Source organism: Streptomyces sp. NBC_01092, from assembly GCF_045039535.1.
Classification (GTDB): domain Bacteria; phylum Actinomycetota; class Actinomycetes; order Streptomycetales; family Streptomycetaceae; genus Streptomyces.
Genome location: NZ_CP108659.1, coordinates 4997166 through 5019973, shown reverse-complemented (window position 1 = coordinate 5019973; position 22808 = coordinate 4997166). Strand labels below are relative to the sequence as shown.

The following is a 22808-nucleotide window of genomic DNA, read 5'->3' as shown; positions in this document are numbered from 1 at the left end:
GGCCCTGCCGTCAGCCCGCCCGCTCCAGGTCCCCCCGCATCGCCGCCCGCGCCGCCCAGACAGCCTCGGCATGCCTGAGCCGCCGCTCCTGCAGCTCCGGTGAGCCGAGCGGTGGATCACCGGCGGCGAACACCTCCAGCAGGTCCCGCAGGGTCGAGTAGACGTCCTCCAGGACGTCGGACATCTCCTGCGGAGCGCAGATCAGCGCGGTCTCCCGGGCCTCGTCGCAGCCCGACGCCCGGAACGCCTCCTGTACGGCCGTCTCCCTTGTCCCGTCCGCCCCGCGGCCGGCGGCGACGGCGGCCGTGTGCATGGCCTCGTAGGCCAGCCGGTATTTGGTCAGGACGGTCACATAGATCTGCCGGCGTTCCTGCCGGGTCCGGTCGGCCAGGTCGCGGCGCCAGCGGGCCCGGTCGGCGAGCAGGGTCGAGCCGACGCCGACGAGCGCGCCCAGGGCCGTGCCCGCCAGGGTCGTCCAGTCCACGTCGTTCAGGCCGCCCCGTCGGCGCCGGGGGAGGGGGCTGTCAGCTGCTTCTGGAGGACCGTGCAGGGGCGGTCGCGTTCGCGGTCCCGGCCGTAGCCGATGGTTTCGTAGCCGAGGGTCGTCCAGAAGGCGAGGGCCTTGGGGTTGTTGTCCAGGACGGCCAGGCGCACGGCCGTGCGGCCCTCCGCGCGGAAGCGGTCCTCGATGAGAGTGGCCAGTCGCTTGCCGTATCCCTGGCCCTGGGCCGCCGCGTCCACCATCAGCAGCCCGATCCACGGATCCGGGTCGACCGGGTCGGGATGGTCGGCCAGCGTGATCGCGATCCCGACCAGGCGGCCCTCGCTGCGGGCGAGCAGCACCTGCGCCCCGGGCATCAGCAACTCGTCGGCCAGGGCCGCGGCCACCTGCTCCGGGCGGATGTCCTCGGGGTCCGGGAACTCGCCGGTGAGTGCGTGGAAGTCGCGGTGGGAGGCGTACAGGGCGGTGAGCTCGGTGAGGACCGGGGACGGGATGTCGCGGTCCGGGGTGAGGGGGAGGGGGTCGAGGATCATTCGGGCAACCTATCGAAGGGGTGAGGGAGGCCGGTGGCCACCTGACGCACCCCCGAACGCCGGAACCCCCGGCCGAAGCCAGGGGTTCCAGTGCAGTGCAGCGCGGCGTCCGTCAGACGTTCACACCGAAGTCCTGCGCGATGCCCACCAGGCCCGAGGCGTAGCCCTGGCCGACGGCGCGGAACTTCCACTCGGCGCCGTTGCGGTAGAGCTCGCCGAAGACCATGGCGGTCTCGGTGGCCGCGTCCTCGGAGAGGTCGTAGCGGGCGATCTCGGCGCCGCCGGCCTGGTTCACGATGCGGATGTAGGCGTTGCGGACCTGGCCGAAGTTCTGCGAGCGGTTCTCCGCGTCGTAGATCGAGACCGGGAAGACGATCTTTTCGACGTCGGCCGGGAGGCCGGCGAGGTTGACGTTGATCGCCTCGTCGTCGCCCGCGCCCTCGCCGGTGCGGTTGTCACCGGTGTGGACGATGGTCTGGTCCGGGGTCTGCTTGTTGTTGAAGAAGACGAAGTGTCCGTCCGAGTAGACCTTGCCCGTGGGGTTGACCGCGATCGCCGAGGCGTCGAGGTCGAAGTCCGTGCCGGTGGTGGTGCGGACGTCCCAGCCGAGGCCCACGGTGACGGCGGTCAGGCCCGGAGCCTCCTTGGTGAGCGAGACGTTGCCACCCTTGGACAGGCTTACAGCCATTGTTGGGAGTCCCTTCCCTCGTTGCGGTACGGCTAGAAGCTACAGCTACCCCTATGAACGCAGAGAGGGGTACCTCAAGTTCCAAGTGTCTTTACTTTCTTTGCCAAAGAGCACCCGTAGGGGAGACATGAGGACTCCGGCGGCGATATTGGGGTGACGTGGACCGGACAGACGCGGGACGATGTACGGCATGTCTGGTCCTCACGTCATCCGTGGCTCCGTCTCGCTCCCCGAGGCCGAGCTCATGTGGCGTTTCTCCAGGTCGAGCGGTCCGGGCGGCCAGCATGTCAACACCAGTGACTCAAAGGTGGAGCTGAGCTTCGACCTCGCGAGCACCGAGGCGCTGCCCGAGGTGTGGAAGCGGCGGGCGCTGGAGCGGCTGGCCGGAAAGCTCGTCGACGGCGTCGTCACCGTGCGCGCCTCCGAGCACCGCTCCCAGTGGCGCAACCGCGAGACCGCCGCCGTACGCCTCGCCGCGCTCCTCGCCGAGGCGACGGCCCCACCGCCCAAGCCGCGCAGGCCGACCCGCATTCCCCGCGGCATCAACGAGCGGCGGCTGCGGGAGAAGAAGCAGCGCTCCGACACCAAGCGGGGGCGCTCCGGGCGGGACTGGGGGTAGGGCCTGTCCGGCGGATCAGGCCGGCGTCGCGGGGCCTGGCACGCCCTCCCCCAGAGGGGGTACCCCCAGCGGGGCCGGCCGTCACATTCTCGCCGCGCGATCCGTCAGGCCAGTGACGACGGACGGATCGCGACGAGAGGCTGCGACAGATGAGCGCCGATGGCAACCACGGCACCGACGACACCGACTTCCTCGCCCGGCGCTTCGAGGCGCACCGCGGCCATCTGCGTGCCGTCGCCCACCGCATGCTCGGGTCGACCGCCGAGGCCGAGGACGCGGTGCAGGAGGCGTGGTTCTGGGTGAGCCGTTCCGACACCAGCTGGGTCGACAACCTCGGCGGCCGGCTGACCACCGTCGTCGGCCGGGTCTGCCTGGACATGCTGCGCTCCCGCAAGTCCCGCGCGGAGGAGCCCCTGGACTCCACGGCACCCCCTGCCGCCGCCTCGGCCACCGGCTCCGCCGCCTCCGCCCCGCTCCCCGTCGACCCCGAGCAGGACGCGCTCCTCGCGGACTCGGTGGGCGTCGCCCTGCTCGTCGTACTGGACACCCTGACGCCGTCCCCCAAGCTCTTCGAGCAGGGGGGACCCCCAGCGCCTCGCGTTCGTGCTGCACGACCTGTTCGGGGTGCCGTTCGAGGAGGTCGGCGCCGTCGTGGACCGTACGCCGGCCGCCGCGCGGCAGCTCGCCAGCCGGGCCCGGCGCCGGGTGCAGGGCGCCGAGGTGCCCGAGAACGACCGGGCCCTTCAGCGCCGGCAGCGTGAGGTCGTCGGCGCCTTCCTCGCCGCCGCGCGCGACGGTGACTTCGAGGGGCTGCTCGACGTCCTCGACCCGGACGTCATCGTGCGCACCGAGGCCGGGGCGACGACCGGCGCCGCGGCGGTGGCGCGGGGCGCGTCGACGTTCGGGTCCGCGGCCCTGGCCGCCCGGCCCGCCGTGGTGTCCAGGCACGCGCTGGTCGACGGCGCGGCCGGGTCCGTGGTCCTGGTCGGCGGGCGGGTGGAACGGGCGTTGAGGTTTGCGTTCGTACGGGATCGGATCGCCGTGATCGACATCGTGGCCGACCCGGACCGGGTCGCCCGGCTGGACATCGACCTCGGCTAGGGACCGTCGGCATCGAGGGCCCTCGGCCGCCGGGCGGAGCCCGCCCGTTCAGAGCCGGTCCCCGACGCCGTCCAGGTCCAGCACCCCCACCGTCTGGTCCCCGGAGGTCTCCCCGGTCACGCGAAAGCCCAGGCCGGTGTAGAAGCCCTCCGGGCCGTCGGGGCCGGGGTGCCAGGTGACGTGGAGCTCGCTCACGCCCCGGCGGCGCAGCTCCCTGGCCACGGACTCGACCGCGAAGCGGCCGTATCCCCGGCCCTGCTCCTCGGCGGCGATGTTCAGCCGCCACAGGCCGGAGCGGCGGACGCTGCCGTCGCCGCGCCAGTCGATGTCGAGGAAGGCCATCAGGAAGCCGACCGGGCGCTCGCCGTCGACGATCAGGCGGGGCCAGGCGACGCCCGCGGGATGGACGTATGCCTCGGCGAGGGACTGCATCACGGGGGAGACCGCGTGTTCCTGATCGGGGCGTACGCGTATGCCGGTCGCCGCCTCGAAATTTCCAGGTGTGATGTTTTCGAGGCGCGGTGCGGAAGTCGTCGACGTCATCCCGACACGGTATGCCGGGTGATCATTTGTTAGCCAAGGGAATTGCGGTCCGTATCCGCGGCGGAGATCATCCCAACTGCCGGTAACGGCCCCGGAAATAGGTCAGCGGACGACCGTCCGCACTCGGCAGAGAGGCCGACAGGACGCGGCCGATCACCAGGGTGTGGTCGCCGGCCGGCACCCGCTGCTCGGTGCGGCACTCCAGCGTGGCCAGGGCGCCGCCCACCAGAGGCGCGCCGCTCTCCTTGCCGCGGACGTAGGGGATGTCGGCGAACAGCAGGCGGTCGCTGACGCGGCCCTTCATGGCGAAGCGCCCGGCGATGTGGCGCTGGCTCTCGGTGAGGACGGAGACCGCCCACAGCGGCTGCTCGGCGAGCAGGTCGTCCATGCGGGCCCCCTCACGCAGGCTGACCAGCACCAACGGCGGGTCCAGGGACACCGACATGAACGCCGTGGCCGTCATGCCGACGTCCTCGCCGGCCGGGGCGTGCGGGTCGTCGGGGTCCAGGGGCGGCTCCAGCGCGGTCACCAGGACCACGCCCGCGGCGAGCCGCGACATCGCGGCTCGGAACTCGTCGTTGCTCACTGACTCAGCATGCCGGGCGGCGCCGCGCGAGGCGGGGAGGTCGGCGGTCACGGGCGGAGCGGGAGGTGAAGTGTTCGGCACGGCGAAAACGCTAATGTCGGTCCCGCGCACCGCACATCGGGCCTGCGCCCGAGAACGGACCTAGGTCTCCCGACGGAGTCGTGCGGAACTGTTCGCGGTCGTTTCGTGCCATCTCCACGCGCGCACTCAGTTTGCGTTCAGTAAACACACAGGAAAAACGCAGAAACACCGCTCAATTGTTCACGTTCAGTTGTGACTTGAGTCACAAGAGCCATTAATTGTTGACCCTGTGTACCGAGTGGGCAGCGCGCTGTGATTCAGTGGCGGGGAACTAGCAAGGGAAGTTACGCCGAAGTAGAACCCTTGATTCGCTGCGAGGTCTCGGGGGGAGGGCGAGCATGGAGACCGAGTCGGAGCCGTATGTCCGTCTTGCGACCCTGCGACAGTTGCACCAGGTCATGGCTGACATGAACACGGCCCGTAGTCTGGCGGACACACTACAGACTGTCGCCGACGGTGTCGTCACCGGCCTCGGGTTCGAGCTCGCGTGCGTCAACCTCGTACGCCCCGACGGCGATCTCGTCGTCGCCGCCTTCGCTGGCAACCCCGCCGCCGAGGCCCTCATCACCGGCCGGGTCGGCTCGCGCGATTCGTGGGAGCGCCGGCTGAACATGGGGCAGCACTGGGGCGACCTGGTCTTCATACCGCACACCGAAGGCTGGATCCTCGACGACGACGACGTCCCTCAGTGGTACACCGACGGGCCCGCGCCCCGCTTCGAGGACGAGTGGCACCCCTCGGACCGCCTGTTCGCGCCGATGTACACGCCCGGTGTGCAGGGCGGCGCCTGCGGCGAACTGATCGGCGTCCTGTCCGTGGACCGGCCGCGCAACGGCCGGCTGCCGGGCGCGTGGGGGCGCGAGGCGCTCCAGATGTACGCGTTCCAGGCCGCCATCGCGATCAGCAACGCACGTCTACGCGCGAATATGCAGCGGGCGCTCGTCCGGCTCGAACGCGACCAGCAGGCCCTGCGCGCCAGCGAGGAGAGCTTCCGGCAGGCCTTCGAGTACGCCCCCTCCGGCATGGCCATCGCCGAGATGGGCGGCGACCAGCACGGCCGGATCCTGCGCACGAACGACGCCCTGTGCCGTCTGCTGGGACGCCCCGCCTCCGCGATGCGCCGCTACTCCTTCTCCGACCTCGTCCACCCCGAGGACATCGGCACGCTGCTGCGGACCTCGGCGGAAGGGGGACGGGCGGAGCTCCGCCTCGGCCGCCGCGACGGCACGTACGTCTGGGTGTCCCTGCGCAACAGCGTCGTCGCGGACGCCGCCGACGGGCCCCGCTTCCTGCTCACCCACGTCGAGGACATCGAGGAGCGCAAGCGCCGCGAGCTCCAGCTCGCCCACCGCGCCTCGCATGACTCGCTCACCGGCCTGCCGAACTCCGCCGAGCTGCGCGCCCGTCTCGCCTCGCGGCTGTGCAGGCGCCCCGCCCACGCGGGCGCCCTGGAGTCCATGGACGCGGCCTACGGCCACCCGGCCGTCTTCGACGCCAACGGCCACGGCTTCGACTTCCCGGGCGCGGCGGCGCTGGAGGCCTTCGACCACCACGTCCACACCGTCTCTCCGGACGAGGCCGAGCACGACGACGGCACCGACGACGGCAGCAAGGGGCTCGCGGTGCTCTTCTGCGACCTCGACGGCTTCAAGTCGATCAACGACCGGTTCGGGCACAACGCGGGTGACGCGGTGCTCATCGAGGTGGCGAGGCGCCTGTCCCGCCAGGTCCGCGACGGCGACACCGTCGCCCGGCTCGGCGGCGACGAGTTCGTGATCCTCGCCGACGGTCTCGGCCGCGCCGACGCCCAGGACCTCGCGGTACGCCTGCGCAACGAGATCATCCAGCCGATCCGGGCCGAGGGGCGTGCCGTGCGCGTCGGGGCCAGCTTCGGCATCGGGTGGGCACATTGTGGGATGACCGCGGACGAAGTGTTGAAGTCCGCTGACGAGCGGATGTACGTAGAGAAACGATCTCGTCCCAAACAACACAGACGGGCGGGATGAATCCCAGGTCAGCGAGCTGATGCGGTCTGAGTCACCCGTTTGGGCCAGCAGGAGCGGGTAGGCTCGCCATTCTGACTGACCTACCGCAACGCCCGCACCTGGTGAGGAGTACCAAGGGATGACGTCCGGCAACAACGGCGCCAGTACGCCTGAGGACGACGACCCGTTCGGCTACCTCTACGCCGACGGCCAGGCCAACGGGGCACAGCCGCCGTCCGGTGGCGGGGGCTACGGCTACCCGGGCTCGGTGAACCGTGTGCGAGCGGTCGGAGAGCGCCAGTACGGCCAGCAGGCACCGACGGCCGCGTACGGCCAGGTACCGCAACAGCAGGGCACCTACGGCCAGCCGAACGCGCACTACGCGGCACCGGAGACGCACCCCGGCGGCGCCCCCACGACCCAGACGTCCTACAGCGGCGGCGCCGGCCGCGGCGGGGGCCCGAACACCAAGGGCCTGCTGATCGGCGCGATCGCGGTCGTCGCGGCGGTCGTCATCGGCATCAGCGTCGCGATCCTCGGCGGCAACGACGACAAGGACAAGAAGGACGAGGCGGGATCGACGCCGACGCAGTCCCAGCAGAGCAGCGCGCCGAGCCCGTCCAACAGCAACCCCGCGGCGGCCGAGGACGACCTGCCGACGAGGGACGCCAAGACTCTCGCCCTCGCCGGGGGCGCCACCACCGCGTCCGAGATCAAGGGCGCCCAGGCGGACGGCGGCGTCTATGTCACCGGCTTCAACGCGGTCGGCTCCTCGATCACCTGGAGCGTGGACGGGATCCCGAAGAGCGGTAAGTACACCGTGTACGTCGGCTACAGCGTCCCGGGCAAGGACCAGAACGCCACACTCACGGTCAACGGCACGCCTTCCGATTCGCCGGTCGACCTGAAGAACTGGACGGGCGCCGCCGAGGGCGACTACGAGAAGAGCTGGACGAAGACCTACAACTACATCCAGCTCAACAAGGGCACGAACACGATCAAGGTGTCCTGCGAGCAGGGCAACCAGTGCGACGCGCTCATCGACCAGATGTGGCTGGTCAAGGGTTGGGTCAAGTAGGAGCCGTCAGGCGGCGGTGACCTCCCCGGTTACCGCGACCCGGGCCAGCAGCTCCTCGTAGGCGCCCCGGTCGAACTCCCCCGCCACCGGCGCCACCACGCTCGCCGCGCTCAGCGCTGCCGCGCGGGTCAGGCGGTCCGGCCAGGGGAGCTTCTCCACCAACCCCGACAGCAGGCCCGCGACCGCCGCGTCGCCCGCGCCGGTCGGGTTGCCCCGGAGGCGGGCAGGCGGGGCGGCTCGCCAGCGGCCCTCGGGGGTCGCGGCGAGCAGGCCCGCCTCGCCGAGGGAGGCCACCACCGCGCGGGCGCCGCGTCTGCGCGCGTCCTGCGTCGCGCGCAGCGGCTCGTGGGAGCCGGTCAGTTCGGCCAGTTCGTCGGCGTTCGGCTTGATGATGTCCGGGCGGGCGGCGACGCCCCGGCGCAGTGCCTCGCCGCTGGTGTCCAGGAGGACGGGGACGTCGGCTGCCTTCGCGGCTCGGACCAGGCCGGCGTATGCGCCCACCGGCACTCCCGGCGGGAGGCTGCCGCACAGGGCCACCGCGGATGCCGACGTGAGCAGGTCCTCGTACGCCTCCTGGAAGGCGGACCACTCGGTCGGCGTGACCGTCGGGCCGGGCTCGTTCAGCTGGGTCGTGTCGCCGGTGTGCGCGTCCACCACGGCGATCGTGCGCCGGGTCGCTCCCGTCACCGGGACCAGCGCGTCCACCACGCCCGGCGTGGCGGTGAGCAACTCCTGGACCACCCGGCCCGTCGCGCCGCCCGCGAAGCCCGTGACCGTCACCTCGTGGCCGAGGGCCGCCAGCACCCGGGCCACGTTCAGGCCCTTGCCGCCGGGGCGTTCGGTCACCTCGGTGACGCGGTGGGAGGCGTGGGGGCGCAGGGATCGTACGCGATAGGTGATGTCGAGAGCGGTGTTCAGCGTGACCGTGAGGATCACCTGTACTCGACCTCCCCCGAAGAGTTCAGCATGCGTGTGCCGTCCGTCTGCCGGTTGTTCCCTCCGGCGGATGCCGATCATGCCAAACGGACGGCAGTCGTCCCAGTCTCGCAGGACAACTGCCGCCCCCAACAGGCGGACACATCACCCCAGTTGGGGATCGACCACCCATTCTCCCCGGCGCATGACGCCCTTCACGTCGAAGTGGGAGTCCAGTACCACCAGGTCGGCGTCCTTGCCGGGCTCCAGTGAGCCGATGCGGTCGTAGCGGCCGAGCAGCTTGGCGGGGTTGGCGGACAGGGCCGCCACCGCGTCCTCGACCGGCAGCCGGTCGATGGTCACCGCGCGCTTGAAGGCGCGGTCCAGGGTGAGCGTGGAGCCCGCGATCGAGCCGCCCTCGACCAGGCGGGCCACACCGTCGGCGACCTCGACCTCCAGCGGGCCGAGCATGTAGCGGCCGTCGCCGAAACCGGCCGCGTCCATCGCGTCCGTGATGAACGCGACCCGGTCCGCGCCCGCGTGATGGAACGCCAGTTGCAGGGACGCCGGGTGCAGGTGCGTGCCGTCGTTGATCAGCTCGACCGTCACCCGCTCGTCCTCCAGCAGGGCCGCGATCGGGCCCGGCTCGCGGTGGCCGAGCGGCGGCATCGCGTTGAAGAGGTGCGTGGCGACCGTGGCGCCCGCCTCGATCGCCTCCACCGTCTGCTCGTACGTCGCGTCCGTGTGCCCGATCGCCGCGATGACGCCGTGCTCGGCGAGGAGGCGTACGGACTCGATGCCGCCCGGCAGCTCGGTCGCGAGGGTGACCATCGTCGCGTGGCCGCGCGCGGCGTCGATCAGCTTGCGCACGTCCGCCGGGTCCGGGTCGCGCAGCAGCTCCTCGGAGTGCGCGCCCTTGCGGCACGGGGAGATGAACGGTCCCTCGAAGTGGATGCCCGCGATGTCGCCCTGCTCGGCCAGCTCGGACAGCAGGCCCGCGCGCCGGGTGAGGAAGTCCATGTCGCCGGTGACGGTGGAGGCGACGAGGGTGGTCGTGCCGTGCAGGTGGTGGGTGTGGATGCCCTTGAGTACGTCGTCGACCGTGCCCGAGGTGAAGGAGGCTCCGCCGCCGCCGTGGTTGTGGATGTCCACGAAGCCCGGCAGGAGCCAGTGGCCGGTTAGGTCGATGCGGTGAGCGTTCTCCGGTGCCGTGCCGGCGATGCGCGTGCCGTCGACGATCACCTGGCCCTCTTTGAGGGTTCCCGTCGGCATGACCACGTTGGCGCCGGAGAGGATCAGGGGCGCATCGCCGGTTGTGGGGTGCGGGTTGTGGGGGGCTGGTCGCGCCCCGCGGCGGAGCCGCAATTCGGCGCTGTCCCGCGCCCCCAGGTCGGCTGCCATCAGGGAGTTACCTCCGTAGGGTCGGTGTGGTCGAGGAGATCCCATGCCAGGAGGCCGGCGCCTAGGCAACCGGCCGTGTCCCCCAGTGCCGCGGGGACGATGGACGGCAGCTTCTGGAAAGTGACCCGCTGCCGGACGGCTTCCCGCAGCGGTGTGAACAAGGTTTCCCCCGCCTCCGCCAGGCCGCCACCGATGATCAGGGTGCGGGGGTCCAGCAGGGTGAGGGCGGTGACCAGGCCGTCGGCGAGGGCGTCCACGGCCTGCTGCCAGATCCGTACGGCGTTCGGGTCGCCGGACGCGACGGCCTTGGCGCAGTCCGCGGCGTCCGCCTCCGGGTCCCCGCAGGCGGCGGCCCACGCCTCGCTCACCGCCGCCGCCGACGCGAATCGCTCCAGGCAGCCGCGCTGCCCGCACGGGCAGGGGGTACCGCCCGGCCGTACGACGATGTGGCCGATCTCGCCCGCGAAGCCGTGCGCACCCGCCTCCACCCGGCCGTCGATGCCGATGGCGCCGGCGATCCCGGTGCCGAGGGGCACGAAGAAGAAGCGGTCGGCGCCCTTGCCCGCGCCGATCCGGCCCTCGGCGAGACCGCCGGTGCGCACGTCGTGGCCGAGGGCGACGGGGACGCCGCCGAGCCGCTGTGCGAGCAGCTGCCGCAGGGGTACGTCCCGCCAGCCCAGGTTGGCCGCGTAGGCGGCGATGCCCCGCTCCTCGTCGACGATGCCGGGGACGGCGACGCCGGCGGCGGCCGCGGGCTCGCCGAAGAGCCGTTCGCCGTGCGCGCGCAGCTCGGCGGCGAAGTCGAGGATGCCCTCGACGACCGCGTCCGGTCCGCGCTCGCGCCCGGTCGGGCGGCGTGCCTGGTGGAGCAGCTCGCCGCTCGGCCCGGCCAGGGCGGCCTTCATCCCGGTGCCGCCCACATCGAGGGCGATGACATGTCTCACGGGGAACAGTGTGGCTTGCGCACCCGCGAGAGGTCTAGTCCACTTACGTGGTGTAGACCTTAGGGGGCAATATGTATGACGTTTCGAAAATTCAGAACGAGAATTCGAACATGGGTGTGGCGGGGGTTTGCGTGCAGCGGCGTAGTCGGAGTCGTAGGCGTACGGGAGCGATCGCGGCGGTGTCCGCACTGGGCCTGACGGCGGCCCTCGGCGGCTGCGGGCTGGCCGGCGACTCGGGCGACGTGACGCTGCGGCTGGTCGCGGCGGACTACGGGGACAGCGAGTCGAACGGCTCCCAGAAGTACTGGGACAAGCTCGTCACGGCGTACGAGGCCGAGCACCCCGGCGTGACGGTCGACGTCACCGTGTACTCCTGGAACGACGTCGACGCCAAGGTCAAGGAGATGGTCGACGCCGGGAACGCGCCGGACATGGCACAGATCGGCGCGTACGCCGACTACGCCGCCAAGGGGCTGCTCTACCAGGCCGACGACCTGCTCTCCATCCCCGTCCAGGCCGACATCGTCGCCCAGTTCGCGGACGCGGGCCGGGTGAAGGATGTGCAGTACGGCATCCCGTTCGCCTCCTCCACGCGGCTGCTCTTCTACAACAAGACGCTCTTCGAGAAGGCCGGCATCTCCGCGCCGACCACCTGGAAGGAGCTGGCCGCCGACGCCGAGGCGCTCAAGGCGGACGGCGTGAAGACGCCGTACGCGCTGCCCCTCGGTTCCGAGGAGGCGCAGGCCGAGACGATGCAGTGGCTGCTCAGCGGCGGGGGCGGCTACACCGACAGCGACCTCGGCACCTACAGCATCGACTCCGCGGAGAACATCGCCACCTTCGACTGGCTCAAGGACAACCTGGTCGGCAAGGACCTCACCGGTCCGGTCGTACCCGGCGAGCTCAACCGGGCCGACGCGTTCTCCGCCTTCGCGGCCGGTGACGTCGGCATGCTCAACGGCCACCCGTCGCTGATGCAGATGGCCGAGAAGAAGGGCGTGAAGTTCGGCATGGTGCCGATGCCCGGCCGGGAGGGGCCGAGCAAGGTCTCCATGGGCGTGGCGGACTGGATGATGGCCTTCAAGGAGAACGGCCACGCCGACCAGGTGGGCGAGTTCCTCGACTTCGTCTACGACAAGCAGAACGTCCTGGACTTCTCCCGCGAGTACGACCTCCTGCCCGTCACGAATTCCGCGTCCACGGTGATGACGGCGGCCGAGCAGGACGCCGACCTCAAGCCCTTCCTGGAGCAGCTGCCGCTCTCCGAGCTCTACCCGGTCGGGCGGACGTCCTGGGCCGCGGTCAGCGCGGACGTCAAGAAGCGTATCGGCGCGACTGTCTCCTCCAGCGGCAGCCCGGCGGCGATCCTGGGGCAGCTCCAGTCGACGGCGACGCGGGCGGAGAGCGCCGAGTAGCCGTCGGCCGTCCGGTTGTCGGTGGCGGGGGTTACGGTGCGGGACATGACCCAGGACCAGCCCGACCCCGCCCTCGCCGACCGTGAGCGGGCCATCCTCGCTCTGGAGCGCCGGGGCTTCGCGGGCCCCGGCGCCAAGGAGCGCGCGATACGCGAGGAACTGGGTCTGGCCCCGGTCCGCTACTACCAGCTGCTGAACGCCCTGCTGGACGACCCGAGGGCCCTGGCCCACGACCCGGTGACGGTGAACCGGCTGCGGCGGATACGGCAGACGCGGCGGGCGGAGAGGTGAGGTGAGGTGAGCGAGGGGTGCGTGGCGGCCTCGCTGGATAGGGTCGGCGTATGGCCAGTGACAAGGACAAGGATCTGACCGACCCCGACTCGACCGACCCCACGACGGCCCCGCTGCCGACGCCCGTCACCCGGCCCGGCCGGGACGGGCTCGCCGCCCTCCTCGCGCGGCCCGCGCGTGCGCTGATCGCGCTCGACTTCGACGGGACGCTCGCGCCGATCGTGCCGGACCCGGAGAAGGCGCGGGCTCACCCCGACGCCCTGCCGGTGCTCGCGGCGCTCGCCCCGAAGGTCGCCGCCGTCGCGGTGATCACCGGCCGCCCGGCCGCCGTCGCCGTGCGCTACGGCGGCTTTGCCGGGGTGCCCGGACTGGAGCACCTCGTCGTGCTCGGCCACTACGGCGCCGAGCGCTGGGACGCCGTCAGCGGGGAGGTCACCGCGCCCGACCCCCACCCCGGCGTCGCCGCCGTCCGTGCCGAACTCCCCGGCGTCCTCGACACGAACGGCGCCGGGACCGGCACCTGGACCGAGGACAAGGGACACGCCATCGCCGTGCACACGCGCCGCGCGGCCGACCCGCAGGGCACCTTCGAGGCCCTGCGCATCCCCCTCGCCGACCTCGCCACCCGCAACGGCCTGATCGTCGAACCCGGCCGCCTGGTCCTGGAACTGCGCCCACCCGGCATGGACAAGGGCGTGGCGCTGACCGAGTACGTCCGGGAACTGGGCGCCGAATCCGTCCTCTACGCCGGCGACGACCTCGGCGACCTCCCCGCCTACGCGGCCGTGGACAAACTCCGCTCCGACGGCACCCCCGGCCTCCTGGTGTGCAGCGGCAGCGAGGAGGTCACCGAGTTGTCGGAGCGGGCGGACATCGTGGTGACCGGCCCACAGGGAGTCGTACGACTGCTAGGAGCACTCGCCGACCGGGCGAGCTGAACCGGGCGCCCGCCGTCCAGTAAGGGCGGTCTGCCACCGGCGCCCGTCGCTCGGGTTGGTCCGGCGGGTCGGGCGGGCTGGTTCCGGTGTTCGCCGCTCGAGCGTGCGCCACCGGGGCGTTGGCCGGGCGTTTCGTCCGGGCGGACGGCCGGTCGGTCGGGTTGATCCGGGCGGCCGCGGGTCAGGCGGGCTGGTTCCGGCGTCTGCCCGCTCGGGCCGGACCGACCGGTCAGGCGGGCTGCTCCCGGCCCCTGCCGCTAGGGCGGGCGCCGCTCGGGCGTTGGTCGGGTCGGGTTGATCCGGGCGGCCGAGGGTCAGGCTGGCTGCTGCCGGCGTCCGCCTGCTCGGGCCGGTCCGGCCGGTCAGGTGGGCCGCTTCCGGCGTCGCCGCTCGGGCGTGCGCCACCAGGGCGCTGGCCGGTCGGCTTGGTCCGGGCGACGGACGGTCGGTCGGGTTGATCCGGGCGGCCGCCGGTCCGGTGGGCTGCTGCCGGCGTCCGCCCGCTCGGGGCGGTCCGGCCGGTCAGGTGGGCCGCTTCCGGCGTCGCCGCTCGGGCGTGCGCCACCAGGGCGCTGGCCGGTCGGCTTGGTCCGGGCGACCGACGGTCGGTCGGGTTGATCCGGGCGTCCGCCGGTCAGGCGGGCTGTTCCCGGCGTCTGCCGCCAGGGCGTGCGCCGCTCGGGCGATGGTCGGGCGTTGGTCGGGTCAGGTTGATCCGTGCGACCGACGGTCAGGCCGCCCCTCCCGGCTTCTCCGTCAGCGCGTGGAGCTGGTCCAGGAACCACTGGGCTGGTGGTAGCGCGGTCGCGGCGGCCGCCAGTCGTTTTGAGCGTTCCGCTCGCTCCTCCGGCCGTACGGACAGCGCCTCGTGCAGGGCCCGTGCCGTGCTCATCACGTCGTACGGGTTGACGGGGATCGCGTCCTCGCCGAGTTCGTCGAAGGCTCCGGCCTCGCGGGACAGGACGAGGGCGCATCCCTCGTCGGACACCACCGGCATCTCCTTCGCGACAAGGTTCATGCCGTCGCGGATGGGGTTGACCAGCGCCACGTCGGCCAGCCGGTACGCGGCCAGCGAGCGGGCGAAGTCGTCCTTGACGTGGAGCACGATCGGGGTCCAAGTCGCGGTCCCGTAAGCGGAGTTGATCTCGTCCGCCAGCCGCTGCACCTCGGCCGTGTAGTCCCGGTACACCGCCAGGTCCTGCCGCGAGGGGTACGCGAACGCCACGTGTACCACGCGCTCGCGCCACTCGGGGTGGTCGTCGAGCAGCTGCCGGTACGCCAGCAGGCCGCGCACGATGTTCTTGGACAGCTCGGTCCGGTCGACCCGCACGATCGTCCTGCGGGGCGTGCCGTCCGGGGCGGTGCCGATCTCGCCCTTCAGCGTCGCCATCCGCTCCGTCACGTCGGCCTGATGCGCCCGCGCCCGCAGAAAGTCCGCGTCCGCGCCCAGACCGTGCACGCCGATGCGCGTGTCCCCGAGCCCTCCCGCGAACTGCGTGCAGCACGCCTCGAACGCGTCCGCCCACCGCCGGGTCAGGAACCCCAGCCGGTCCGCGCCGAGCATCCCGCGCAGCACCTGCCCGGCGATGTCGTCCGGCAGCATCCGGAAGTACTCCGGCGGCGCCCAGGGGGTGTGGGAGAAGTGGCCGATACGGAGATCCGGGCGCATGTCGCGCAGCATGCCCGGCACCAGCGTCAGGTGATAGTCCTGCACCAGCACCGCCGCCCCCGGCGCCGCCTGCGCGGCCAGCGCCTGCGCGAAGGCCCGGTTGTACGTCTCGTACGACGCCCACTGCCGCCGGAACTCCGCGTCGAAGACCGGCTCCAGCGGCGTCTGGTAGAGCATGTGGTGGACGAACCAGAGGACCGAGTTCGCGATGCCGTTGTACGCGTCCGCGTGCACGTCCGCCGGGATGTCCAGCATCAGCACGCCGTCCTCGCCGACCCCGCGCCGCACCGCCTCACGGTCGCCGTCGGACAGCGCCGAGCACACCCACAGCGCGTCCGCGTCCGGCCCGATCGCCGACAGCCCGGAGACGACTCCGCCGCCGCCCCGCTTGGAGTGCAGCGAGCCGTCGCCCCGCACCTCGTACGAGACCGGGCCGCGATTCGACGCGACCAGCACTTTGGCAGCACCCTGCACACCCTGCACATCCGGCGCACCCGGCGCATCCTGCGTGGAAGCCATAAGCCTCAACCTAGCCCGGCCCGGAAACGCTCAAACGTACGGTTCCGCTCTGTGGGGGGCTTCCGTACGCCCTGTATACGGCCGGTTTCCGGCGTTTACGCGACCTTCCGCGTCGCGTACTCGGCGATCTCCACCATCGGCGGCCGTTCCTCGGTGTCCACGGAGTACGTACGCGGCTCGAAACCGTCCTCGCCCCGCTCGAACTGGGTCAGGGAGGGGCGGACCATATGCCCGCGGGCCAGCCGCAGCTGCGCCGTGCGGTAGATCGCGGCGGACATCCGGCCGAGCGCCTGCCCGTCCTGGTGCCGGTGCTTGCGCACCCCCACGTCCACCTGGGCGAGCGCGTCCAGGCCCACCAGATGCAGCGAGTCGACCAGCATGCCCAGCTCGACGCCGTATCCGACGGGGAACGGGAGTTGCTCCAGCAGCGACCTGCGCGCCGCGTACTCGCCGCCGAGCGGCTGGACGAATCCCGCCAGCTGCGGCCAGTGCATGTTCAGCAGCGGGCGTGCCATCAGCTCGGTGACCCGGCCGCCCTGCCCGGCGGCGCCGCCGAGCGGACGGTCGTACATCGCCTTGACCAGGTCCACGCCCGGGTCGGTGAGCAGCGGGCCCACGATGCCGGAGACGAAGTCGGAGGAGAAGTCCTTCAGGTCGGCGTCGATGAAGCACACGATGTCCCCGCTCGTCACGAGCAGTGAGCGCCACAGGACCTCACCCTTGCCGGGCACAGCCGGGACACGGGGCAGGACGTCGTCGCGGTGCACGACCCGGGCGCCCGCCGCGGCGGCCACCTCGGCGGTGCGGTCGGTGGATCCCGAGTCGACGACGACGATCTCGTCGACCAGCGGCACCTGATGCACGAGGTCATGGGCGATGATCGCGACGATGTCGCCGACCGTCTCCTCCTCGTTGAGCGCGGGCAGCACGACGGACACCGACTGGCCCGTACGCTGCTTGGCGGCCAGGATGTGGTGCAGTGGGCGGTCGGAGACGGACCAGGAGCGACTGCGCAGCCAGCGCTCGACTTCTTCCAGCACGATCGGCGGCTCCTCACTGTCGGGACGCGATTTGTGATCCATCTCGCGGTTCGGACGGCTATCTCAACTGTCCTGGCGTTCGGTTACAGTCTTGAACAACGCGGGTGACCATCGCATGTCCGAGGTCGACCGTCGTCAACAACCGAATACCGCTCATCCAGAGGGGCAGAGGGATACGGCCCGATGAAGCCCCGGCAACCCTCCAGTCGGTTCTCGTAGATCAGCGTCGATCGTCACCGTTGATCGTCTCCGCGAGGCTCCCGGCTAGGGAAGGTGCCAAATCCGTCTCACGGCGAGATGCGTCGTGAGGAAGATGAGGAGAAAGGGCCTCGCCTCACATGGCTGTGCAGACTGTTGCAAGCACCACCGACTCCACCGTAGACCTGGGTCCCGCCGCGGCGCTGTCCTGCCGCGAGTGCGGTCACCGGGTACCCCTCGGACCGGTCTTCGCGTGCGAGGAGTGTTTCGGCCCGCTGGAGATCGCCTACGACTTCTCGGGCTACGACGCCGAGGAGCTCCGCAAGCAGATCGAAGCGGGCCCCGCGAACATCTGGCGTTACGCGCCCCTGCTGCCCGTCCCCGCGGACGTGGCGACCAAGCCGAACATCAACCCCGGCTGGACCAAGCTCGTCAAGGCCGACAACCTCGCCCGTGAGCTCGGCGTCGAGGCCGGCAAGCTGTTCGTCAAGGACGACTCCGGCAACCCGACGCACTCCTTCAAGGACCGTGTCGTCGCCCAGGCCATCGAGGCCGCCCGCGCGTTCAACTTCACCACCCTGTCCTGCTCCTCCACCGGCAATCTCGCCGGTGCGGTGGGCGCCGCCGCGGCCCGCGCCGGCTTCCGCTCCTGCGTGTTCATCCCGCACGACCTGGAGCAGGGCAAGGTCGTCATGGCCGCGATCTACGGCGGCGAGCTCGTCGGCATCGAGGGCAACTACGACGACGTGAACCGTTTCTGCTCCGAGCTGATCGGCGACCCGGCCGGCGAGGGCTGGGGCTTCGTCAACGTCAACCTGCGGCCGTACTACGCGGAGGGCTCCAAGACCCTGGCGTACGAGATCTGCGAGCAGCTCGGCTGGCAGCTCCCGGACCAGCTGGTCGTCCCGATCGCGTCCGGCTCGCAGCTGACGAAGATCGACAAGGGTCTGCAGGAGCTGATCAAGCTCGGGCTCGTCGAGGACAAGCCGTACAAGATCTTCGGCGCGCAGGCCGAGGGCTGCTCGCCGGTGTCGACCGCGTTCAAGGCCGGCCACGACGTGGTCCGTCCGCAGAAGCCGAACACCATCGCCAAGTCGCTGGCGATCGGGAACCCGGCCGACGGGCCGTACGTCCTCGACATCGCGCGCCGCACGGGCGGGTTTGTGGAGGACGTGACGGACGAGCAGGTCGTCGACGCGATCAAGATCCTCGCCCGGACCGAGGGCATCTTCGCGGAGACCGCCGGCGGGGTGACCGTGGGTGTGGCGAAGAAGCTGATCGAGGACGGTGTGCTGGACCCGAGCCTCACGACTGTCGTGCTCAACACCGGCGACGGGCTGAAGACGTTGGATGCGGTGGCCGGTACGGGGCTGACTGCGACGATTCGTCCCAACCTCGACTCGTTCCGCGCGGCGGGTCTCGTCTGATGGAGCCCCGCGCCCCTCGGGACGCCGCCTCACCCGAACCTGCACACTGACCGGAGGTCACACCGTATGAGCGTCAACGTCCGCATCCCCACCATCCTGCGCACCTACACGGGTGGCCAGGCCGAGGTCGCCGCCGAGGGTGCCAACCTCGGCGAGGTCATCGCCGACCTGGAGAAGAACCACACCGGGATCGCCGCCCGGGTTCTCGACGACCAGGGCAAGCTGCGCCGCTTCGTCAATGTCTACGTCAATGACGACGACGTGCGTTTCGAGCAGGGGCTGGAGACGGCCACTCCCGACGGTGCCGGCGTCTCCATCATTCCGGCCGTCGCCGGCGGCTGACCTGCTGACCGAATGACCGATCATTACCATCGGTAACCCAGGTTACTGAGAGTTCACCGAATTGCCCCCTCCGTGAGAGAAGCGGAGGGGGCAATTCTGTGTGGTTGAGCGAGGTACAGTTGGGGAACGTGCCGCCGATCTCCGAGTCGGTTGCCCTTGATTTTTGCCGTACGCCCGACAAGAAGTAGCCAAAGTGTGCGGGTTTTTTGCGGCTTTCGTTCCGTATGCCGGGTCCGACTTGACCTGAAGTCAACGGAATTGTCCCCACATTCCCGACCGGTCGTGCCCGGAATTCTCGTCCGATTGACCTGTTGCAGACGGCAGTTGGGCAGATACATTCAGCCGCGGTCGACGCGTTCCGGCGCACGCCCCCGACCGATGGGGGGTGAGGTCTGACCCGGATCCGCGAAGTGTGGATCTGTGCAAGGGCCAGTAATAGGGGAGTTAGGCATGGCTCAGGGCACCGTCAAGTGGTTCAACGCGGAGAAGGGGTACGGCTTCATCGCGGTCGACGGTGGTGCGGATGTTTTCGTCCACTACAGCGCGATCCAGATGGACGGGTACCGCACCCTGGAGGAAGGCCAGCGGGTCGATTTCGAGATCTCGCAGGGCCAGAAGGGGCCGCAGGCGGACATGGTCCGTCTGGCCACCGGCTGAAGCACGCGTCGACTAACAGCAGCGACGTTCTTCTTCGAAGGGCTCGCACCTCCCGGGGTGCGAGCCCTTCGCCATGCCCCCGACTCCAGGGCTCGATCCCCGAGAGCCGCTTGCACTCGCATGGGTCGAGTGCTAATCATTGCGTTAGCACTCTGAAGGTGAGAGTGACAAAGAAGGACCGGGTCGGTGAGGCCCGCAGGCCGGGTGGGGCAAGGAACCACGAGGCCGGCGAGCCGTCCGTCGCGGGCGCGGGCGCGGTCCGAAGGAATCACCCCCAGTCCTGGAGGGACCACTTCACATGGCCAAGATCATCGCGTTCGACGAGGAGGCGCGGCGCGGCCTCGAGCGCGGCATGAACCAGCTCGCGGACGCCGTGAAGGTGACGCTCGGCCCCAAGGGCCGCAACGTCGTCCTCGAGAAGAAGTGGGGCGCCCCCACGATCACCAACGATGGTGTCTCCATCGCCAAGGAGATCGAGCTCGAGGACCCGTACGAGAAGATCGGCGCCGAGCTGGTCAAGGAAGTCGCCAAGAAGACGGACGACGTCGCCGGTGACGGTACGACCACCGCGACCGTTCTCGCCCAGGCCCTGGTCAAGGAGGGCCTGCGCAACGTAGCCGCCGGCGCCAACCCGATGGCCCTCAAGCGCGGTATCGAGAAGGCCGTCGAGGCCGTCTCCGCCGCTCTCCTTGAGCAGGCCAAGGATGTCGAGACCAAGGAGCAGATCGCCTCCACGGCCTCCATCTCCGCCGCCGACACCCAGATCGGCGAGCTCATCGCCGAGGCCATGGACAAGGTCGGCAAGGAAGGCGTCATCACCGTCGAGGAGTCCCAGACCTTCGGTCTGGAGCTGGAGCTCACCGAGGGTATGCGCTTCGACAAGGGCTACATCTCGGCGTACTTCGCCACCGACATGGAGCGGATGGAGGCGTCGCTCGACGACCCGTACATCCTCATCGCCAACTCCAAGATCGGCTCCGTCAAGGACCTGCTCCCGCTCCTGGAGAAGGTCATGCAGTCGGGCAAGCCGCTGCTGATCATCGCCGAGGACGTCGAGGGCGAGGCCCTGTCGACCCTGGTCGTCAACAAGATCCGCGGCACCTTCAAGTCCGTCGCCGTCAAGGCCCCGGGCTTCGGTGACCGCCGCAAGGCGATGCTGAACGACATCGCCATCCTCACCGGTGGCGAGGTCATCTCCGAGGAGGTCGGTCTCAAGCTCGAGAACACCTCCCTGGACCTCCTTGGCAAGGCCCGCAAGGTCGTCATCACCAAGGACGAGACCACCATCGTCGACGGTGCCGGCTCCTCCGAGCAGGTTCAGGGCCGGGTCAACCAGATCCGCGCCGAGATCGAGAACAGCGACTCGGACTACGACCGCGAGAAGCTCCAGGAGCGCCTGGCGAAGCTCGCGGGCGGCGTGGCCGTCATCAAGGCCGGTGCCGCGACCGAGGTCGAGCTCAAGGAGCGCAAGCACCGCATCGAGGACGCCGTGCGCAACGCCAAGGCGGCCGTCGAGGAGGGCATCGTCGCCGGTGGCGGCGTGGCCCTGCTGCAGGCTTCCGGTGTCTTCGAGAAGCTGGACCTGGAGGGTGACGAGGCGACCGGCGCCAACGCCGTGAAGCTCGCCCTGGAGGCCCCGCTCAAGCAGATCGCCGTCAACGGTGGTCTGGAGGGTGGCGTCGTCGTCGAGAAGGTGCGCAACCTTCAGGTCGGCCACGGTCTGAACGCCGCGACCGGCGAGTACGTCGACATGATCGCCGAGGGCATCATCGACCCGGCGAAGGTGACGCGTTCCGCGCTGCAGAACGCCGCGTCGATCGCTGCGCTGTTCCTGACCACCGAGGCCGTCATCGCCGACAAGCCGGAGAAGGCCGCCGCGCCTGCCGGTGGCGGTATGCCGGGCGGTGACATGGACTTCTGATCGACGTCGGGGGCCTGGCCTCCGGTTGATCAACGTCCTTTTGCCGAGGGCGGCACCTCCTGTTGCGACAGGGGGTGCCGCCCTCGGTGTTTTGGCGGGTGCGGGTGGTGCGCGACCAGCCCCCACGCACCCGTACTCGCTCGCGAAACCCATCCCCCTCCTTGGGAATGCGCAGCCTCACACGCATCGTTGCTTAATGTGGTGCAACAATGCGTGTGCACATACCAGCCGGTATAGACAAAACCCCCTCCCCAGGAGCTCCTACGTGACCGTCACCCAGCCCGCCGCCGCCCGTGCGGCCCAGATCCTGTCCCGGCCGACCGTGATCAACGGCCTCACCGTCCCGAACCGCATCGTGATGGCGCCGATGACCCGGATGTTCTCGCCGGGCGGTGTGCCCGGTGCCGACGTGGAGTCGTACTACTCGCGGCGGGCCGCCGCCGGAGTGGGACTGATCGTCACCGAGGGGACGTACGTCGGGCACGAGTCCGCCGGGCAGAGCGACCGGGTGCCGCGGTTCCACGGGGAGGAGCAGCTGGCCGGGTGGGCGAGGGTCGCGGACGCGGTGCACGCCGCGGGCGGGACGATCGTGCCGCAGCTGTGGCACATCGGCATGGTGCGTCAGCAGGGGCAGCCGCCGTTCGCCGAGGCCCCTGCCGTCGGTCCCTCGGGTCTGCGCATCGGCGCCGACGAGGCCACCGGCAAGGCCATGACCCGACAGGACCTGGACGACGTGATCGGCGCCTTCGCCGAGGCCGCCGCGGACGCCGAGCGCATCGGCTTCGACGGTGTGGAGATCCACGGCGCCCACGGCTACCTCGTCGACCAGTTCCTGTGGTCGGGCACCAACCGCCGCTCGGACGCCTACGGCGGTGACCCGGTCGCCCGTACCAAGTTCGGCGCGGAGATCGTGGCCGCCGTACGCGAGCGGGTCTCCCCGGACTTCCCCGTCATCTTCCGCTACTCGCAGTGGAAGCAGGAGGCCTACGACGCGCGCCTCGCCGAGACCCCTGAGGAGCTGGAGGCCATCCTCGCCCCGCTCGCCGCGGCCGGCGTCGACGCCTTCCACGCCTCCACCCGCCGCTACTGGATCCCGGAGTTCGACGGCTCCGACCTCAACCTCGCGGGCTGGACGAAGAAGCTGACCGGCAGGCCCACCATCAGCGTCGGCTCGGTCGGCCTGGACGGCGAGTTCCTCGGCGCGTTCGCGGGCCAGGGCTCGGAGCTCAAGGGCATCGACGACCTCCTGGACCGCCTGGAGGCCGAGGAGTTCGACTTCGTCGCCGTCGGCCGCGCGCTGCTCCAGGACCCCGAGTGGGCGGCGAAGGTGCTGGACGGCCGCTTCGGTGACCTGGCGCCGTACGACGCGGCGTCGCTGAAGACCCTGAGCTGAGCCCCGACTCGCGGCTACTGTC

Annotated in this window: 21 protein-coding genes, 1 pseudogene and 1 riboswitch; of the genes and pseudogenes, 12 read left to right on the top strand and 10 right to left on the bottom strand. The window is 70.6% G+C overall.

All coding sequences use genetic code 11. The features are described 5' to 3' along the window. Positions 1–10: 10 nt before the first annotated feature. The 3 genes from OG254_RS22535 to OG254_RS22525 form a co-directional block, all read right to left on the bottom strand. Positions 11–484 carry a hypothetical protein gene (locus OG254_RS22535; RefSeq protein WP_405584594.1) on the bottom strand — a complete coding sequence of 158 codons (474 nt, stop codon included), beginning with the start codon at positions 482–484 and terminating at the stop codon, positions 11–13. 5 nt (positions 485–489) lie between these two features. After that, positions 490–1035, bottom strand: coding sequence for a GNAT family N-acetyltransferase (locus OG254_RS22530; RefSeq protein ID WP_405584591.1), 546 nt, complete (start codon positions 1033–1035; stop codon positions 490–492). Positions 1036–1147: 112 nt separating this feature from the next. Continuing rightward, positions 1148–1723, bottom strand: coding sequence for a TerD family protein (locus OG254_RS22525; protein ID WP_351200626.1), 576 nt, complete (start codon positions 1721–1723; stop codon positions 1148–1150). A gap of 181 nt (positions 1724–1904) precedes the next feature. Between OG254_RS22525 and arfB the strand changes: the two genes are divergently transcribed. Both arfB and OG254_RS22515 read left to right on the top strand, forming a co-directional pair. Beyond that, positions 1905–2342, top strand: a complete 438-nt coding sequence (gene arfB, locus OG254_RS22520; protein ID WP_351200628.1) for an alternative ribosome rescue aminoacyl-tRNA hydrolase ArfB — start codon at positions 1905–1907, stop codon at positions 2340–2342. Between the two features lie 149 nt (positions 2343–2491). After that, a pseudogene (locus OG254_RS22515) lies at positions 2492–3443 on the top strand (sigma factor). Between the two features lie 48 nt (positions 3444–3491). On the opposite strand, the gene OG254_RS22510 reads toward OG254_RS22515, so the two are convergent. Next, positions 3492–3986 (bottom strand): GNAT family N-acetyltransferase, encoded by a 495-nt coding sequence (locus OG254_RS22510; protein ID WP_405584587.1) that lies wholly within the window; start codon positions 3984–3986, stop codon positions 3492–3494. 67 nt (positions 3987–4053) lie between these two features. Beyond that, positions 4054–4653 carry a flavin reductase family protein gene (locus OG254_RS22505; RefSeq protein ID WP_405584584.1) on the bottom strand — a complete coding sequence of 200 codons (600 nt, stop codon included), beginning with the start codon at positions 4651–4653 and terminating at the stop codon, positions 4054–4056. Positions 4654–4991: 338 nt separating this feature from the next. Here OG254_RS22505 and cdgB point away from each other — a divergent pair, with 338 nt between their 5' ends. Continuing rightward, positions 4992–6659 carry a diguanylate cyclase CdgB gene (gene cdgB / locus OG254_RS22500; protein ID WP_405584581.1) on the top strand — a complete coding sequence of 556 codons (1668 nt, stop codon included), beginning with the start codon at positions 4992–4994 and terminating at the stop codon, positions 6657–6659. A gap of 118 nt (positions 6660–6777) precedes the next feature. After that, positions 6778–7716, top strand: coding sequence for a CBM35 domain-containing protein (locus tag OG254_RS22495; protein ID WP_405584578.1), 939 nt, complete (start codon positions 6778–6780; stop codon positions 7714–7716). A gap of 6 nt (positions 7717–7722) precedes the next feature. Here the strand turns inward: OG254_RS22495 and OG254_RS22490 are convergent, their stop codons facing one another. The 3 genes from OG254_RS22490 to OG254_RS22480 form a co-directional block, all read right to left on the bottom strand. Next, complete coding sequence (locus OG254_RS22490) at positions 7723–8652, bottom strand: 1-phosphofructokinase family hexose kinase (RefSeq protein WP_405584575.1); 930 nt, start codon at positions 8650–8652, stop codon at positions 7723–7725. Between the two features lie 144 nt (positions 8653–8796). Further along, positions 8797–9903: an N-acetylglucosamine-6-phosphate deacetylase gene (gene nagA / locus OG254_RS22485; RefSeq protein WP_405595125.1), complete on the bottom strand. Its 1107-nt coding sequence runs from the start codon at positions 9901–9903 to the stop codon at positions 8797–8799. A gap of 128 nt (positions 9904–10031) precedes the next feature. Beyond that, positions 10032–10976 (bottom strand): ROK family protein, encoded by a 945-nt coding sequence (locus OG254_RS22480; protein WP_405584572.1) that lies wholly within the window; start codon positions 10974–10976, stop codon positions 10032–10034. A gap of 110 nt (positions 10977–11086) precedes the next feature. Between OG254_RS22480 and OG254_RS22475 the strand changes: the two genes are divergently transcribed. The 3 genes from OG254_RS22475 to otsB are packed head-to-tail and all read left to right on the top strand — an operon-like array spanning position 11087 to position 13620. Next, complete coding sequence (locus tag OG254_RS22475) at positions 11087–12391, top strand: ABC transporter substrate-binding protein (RefSeq protein WP_405584569.1); 1305 nt, start codon at positions 11087–11089, stop codon at positions 12389–12391. 45 nt (positions 12392–12436) lie between these two features. Further along, positions 12437–12682 carry a DUF3263 domain-containing protein gene (locus OG254_RS22470; protein ID WP_351200642.1) on the top strand — a complete coding sequence of 82 codons (246 nt, stop codon included), beginning with the start codon at positions 12437–12439 and terminating at the stop codon, positions 12680–12682. A gap of 50 nt (positions 12683–12732) precedes the next feature. Further along, positions 12733–13620, top strand: a complete 888-nt coding sequence (gene otsB / locus OG254_RS22465) for a trehalose-phosphatase (protein ID WP_405584565.1) — start codon at positions 12733–12735, stop codon at positions 13618–13620. Between the two features lie 730 nt (positions 13621–14350). Here otsB and OG254_RS22460 read toward each other — a convergent pair. Next, positions 14351–15808, bottom strand: a complete 1458-nt coding sequence (locus OG254_RS22460) for a trehalose-6-phosphate synthase (protein WP_405584562.1) — start codon at positions 15806–15808, stop codon at positions 14351–14353. Between the two features lie 95 nt (positions 15809–15903). Further along, positions 15904–16848 (bottom strand): glucosyl-3-phosphoglycerate synthase, encoded by a 945-nt coding sequence (locus tag OG254_RS22455; RefSeq protein WP_405584559.1) that lies wholly within the window; start codon positions 16846–16848, stop codon positions 15904–15906. A 150-nt stretch (positions 16849–16998) separates the two neighbouring features. Continuing rightward, a riboswitch (SAM riboswitch) is annotated at positions 16999–17168 on the top strand. An 18-nt stretch (positions 17169–17186) separates the two neighbouring features. On the opposite strand from OG254_RS22455, the gene thrC reads away from it, so the two are divergent. The 5 genes from thrC (at position 17187) to OG254_RS22430 (ending at position 22786) form a co-directional block, all read left to right on the top strand. Continuing rightward, positions 17187–18473, top strand: coding sequence for a threonine synthase (thrC, locus tag OG254_RS22450; protein ID WP_405584556.1), 1287 nt, complete (start codon positions 17187–17189; stop codon positions 18471–18473). 66 nt (positions 18474–18539) lie between these two features. Further along, positions 18540–18815, top strand: coding sequence for a MoaD/ThiS family protein (locus OG254_RS22445; RefSeq protein WP_148000006.1), 276 nt, complete (start codon positions 18540–18542; stop codon positions 18813–18815). Between the two features lie 450 nt (positions 18816–19265). Beyond that, entirely contained in the window at positions 19266–19472 is a 207-nt protein-coding gene (locus tag OG254_RS22440) for a cold-shock protein (protein ID WP_007493268.1), read from the top strand. A 298-nt stretch (positions 19473–19770) separates the two neighbouring features. After that, the gene (gene groL / locus OG254_RS22435) at positions 19771–21393 is read left to right on the top strand and encodes a chaperonin GroEL (RefSeq protein ID WP_405584553.1); all 1623 of its coding nucleotides are present in this window, start codon (positions 19771–19773) and stop codon (positions 21391–21393) included. 265 nt (positions 21394–21658) lie between these two features. Beyond that, positions 21659–22786 (top strand): NADH:flavin oxidoreductase, encoded by a 1128-nt coding sequence (locus tag OG254_RS22430; protein ID WP_405584550.1) that lies wholly within the window; start codon positions 21659–21661, stop codon positions 22784–22786. Positions 22787–22808: the final 22 nt, after the last annotated feature.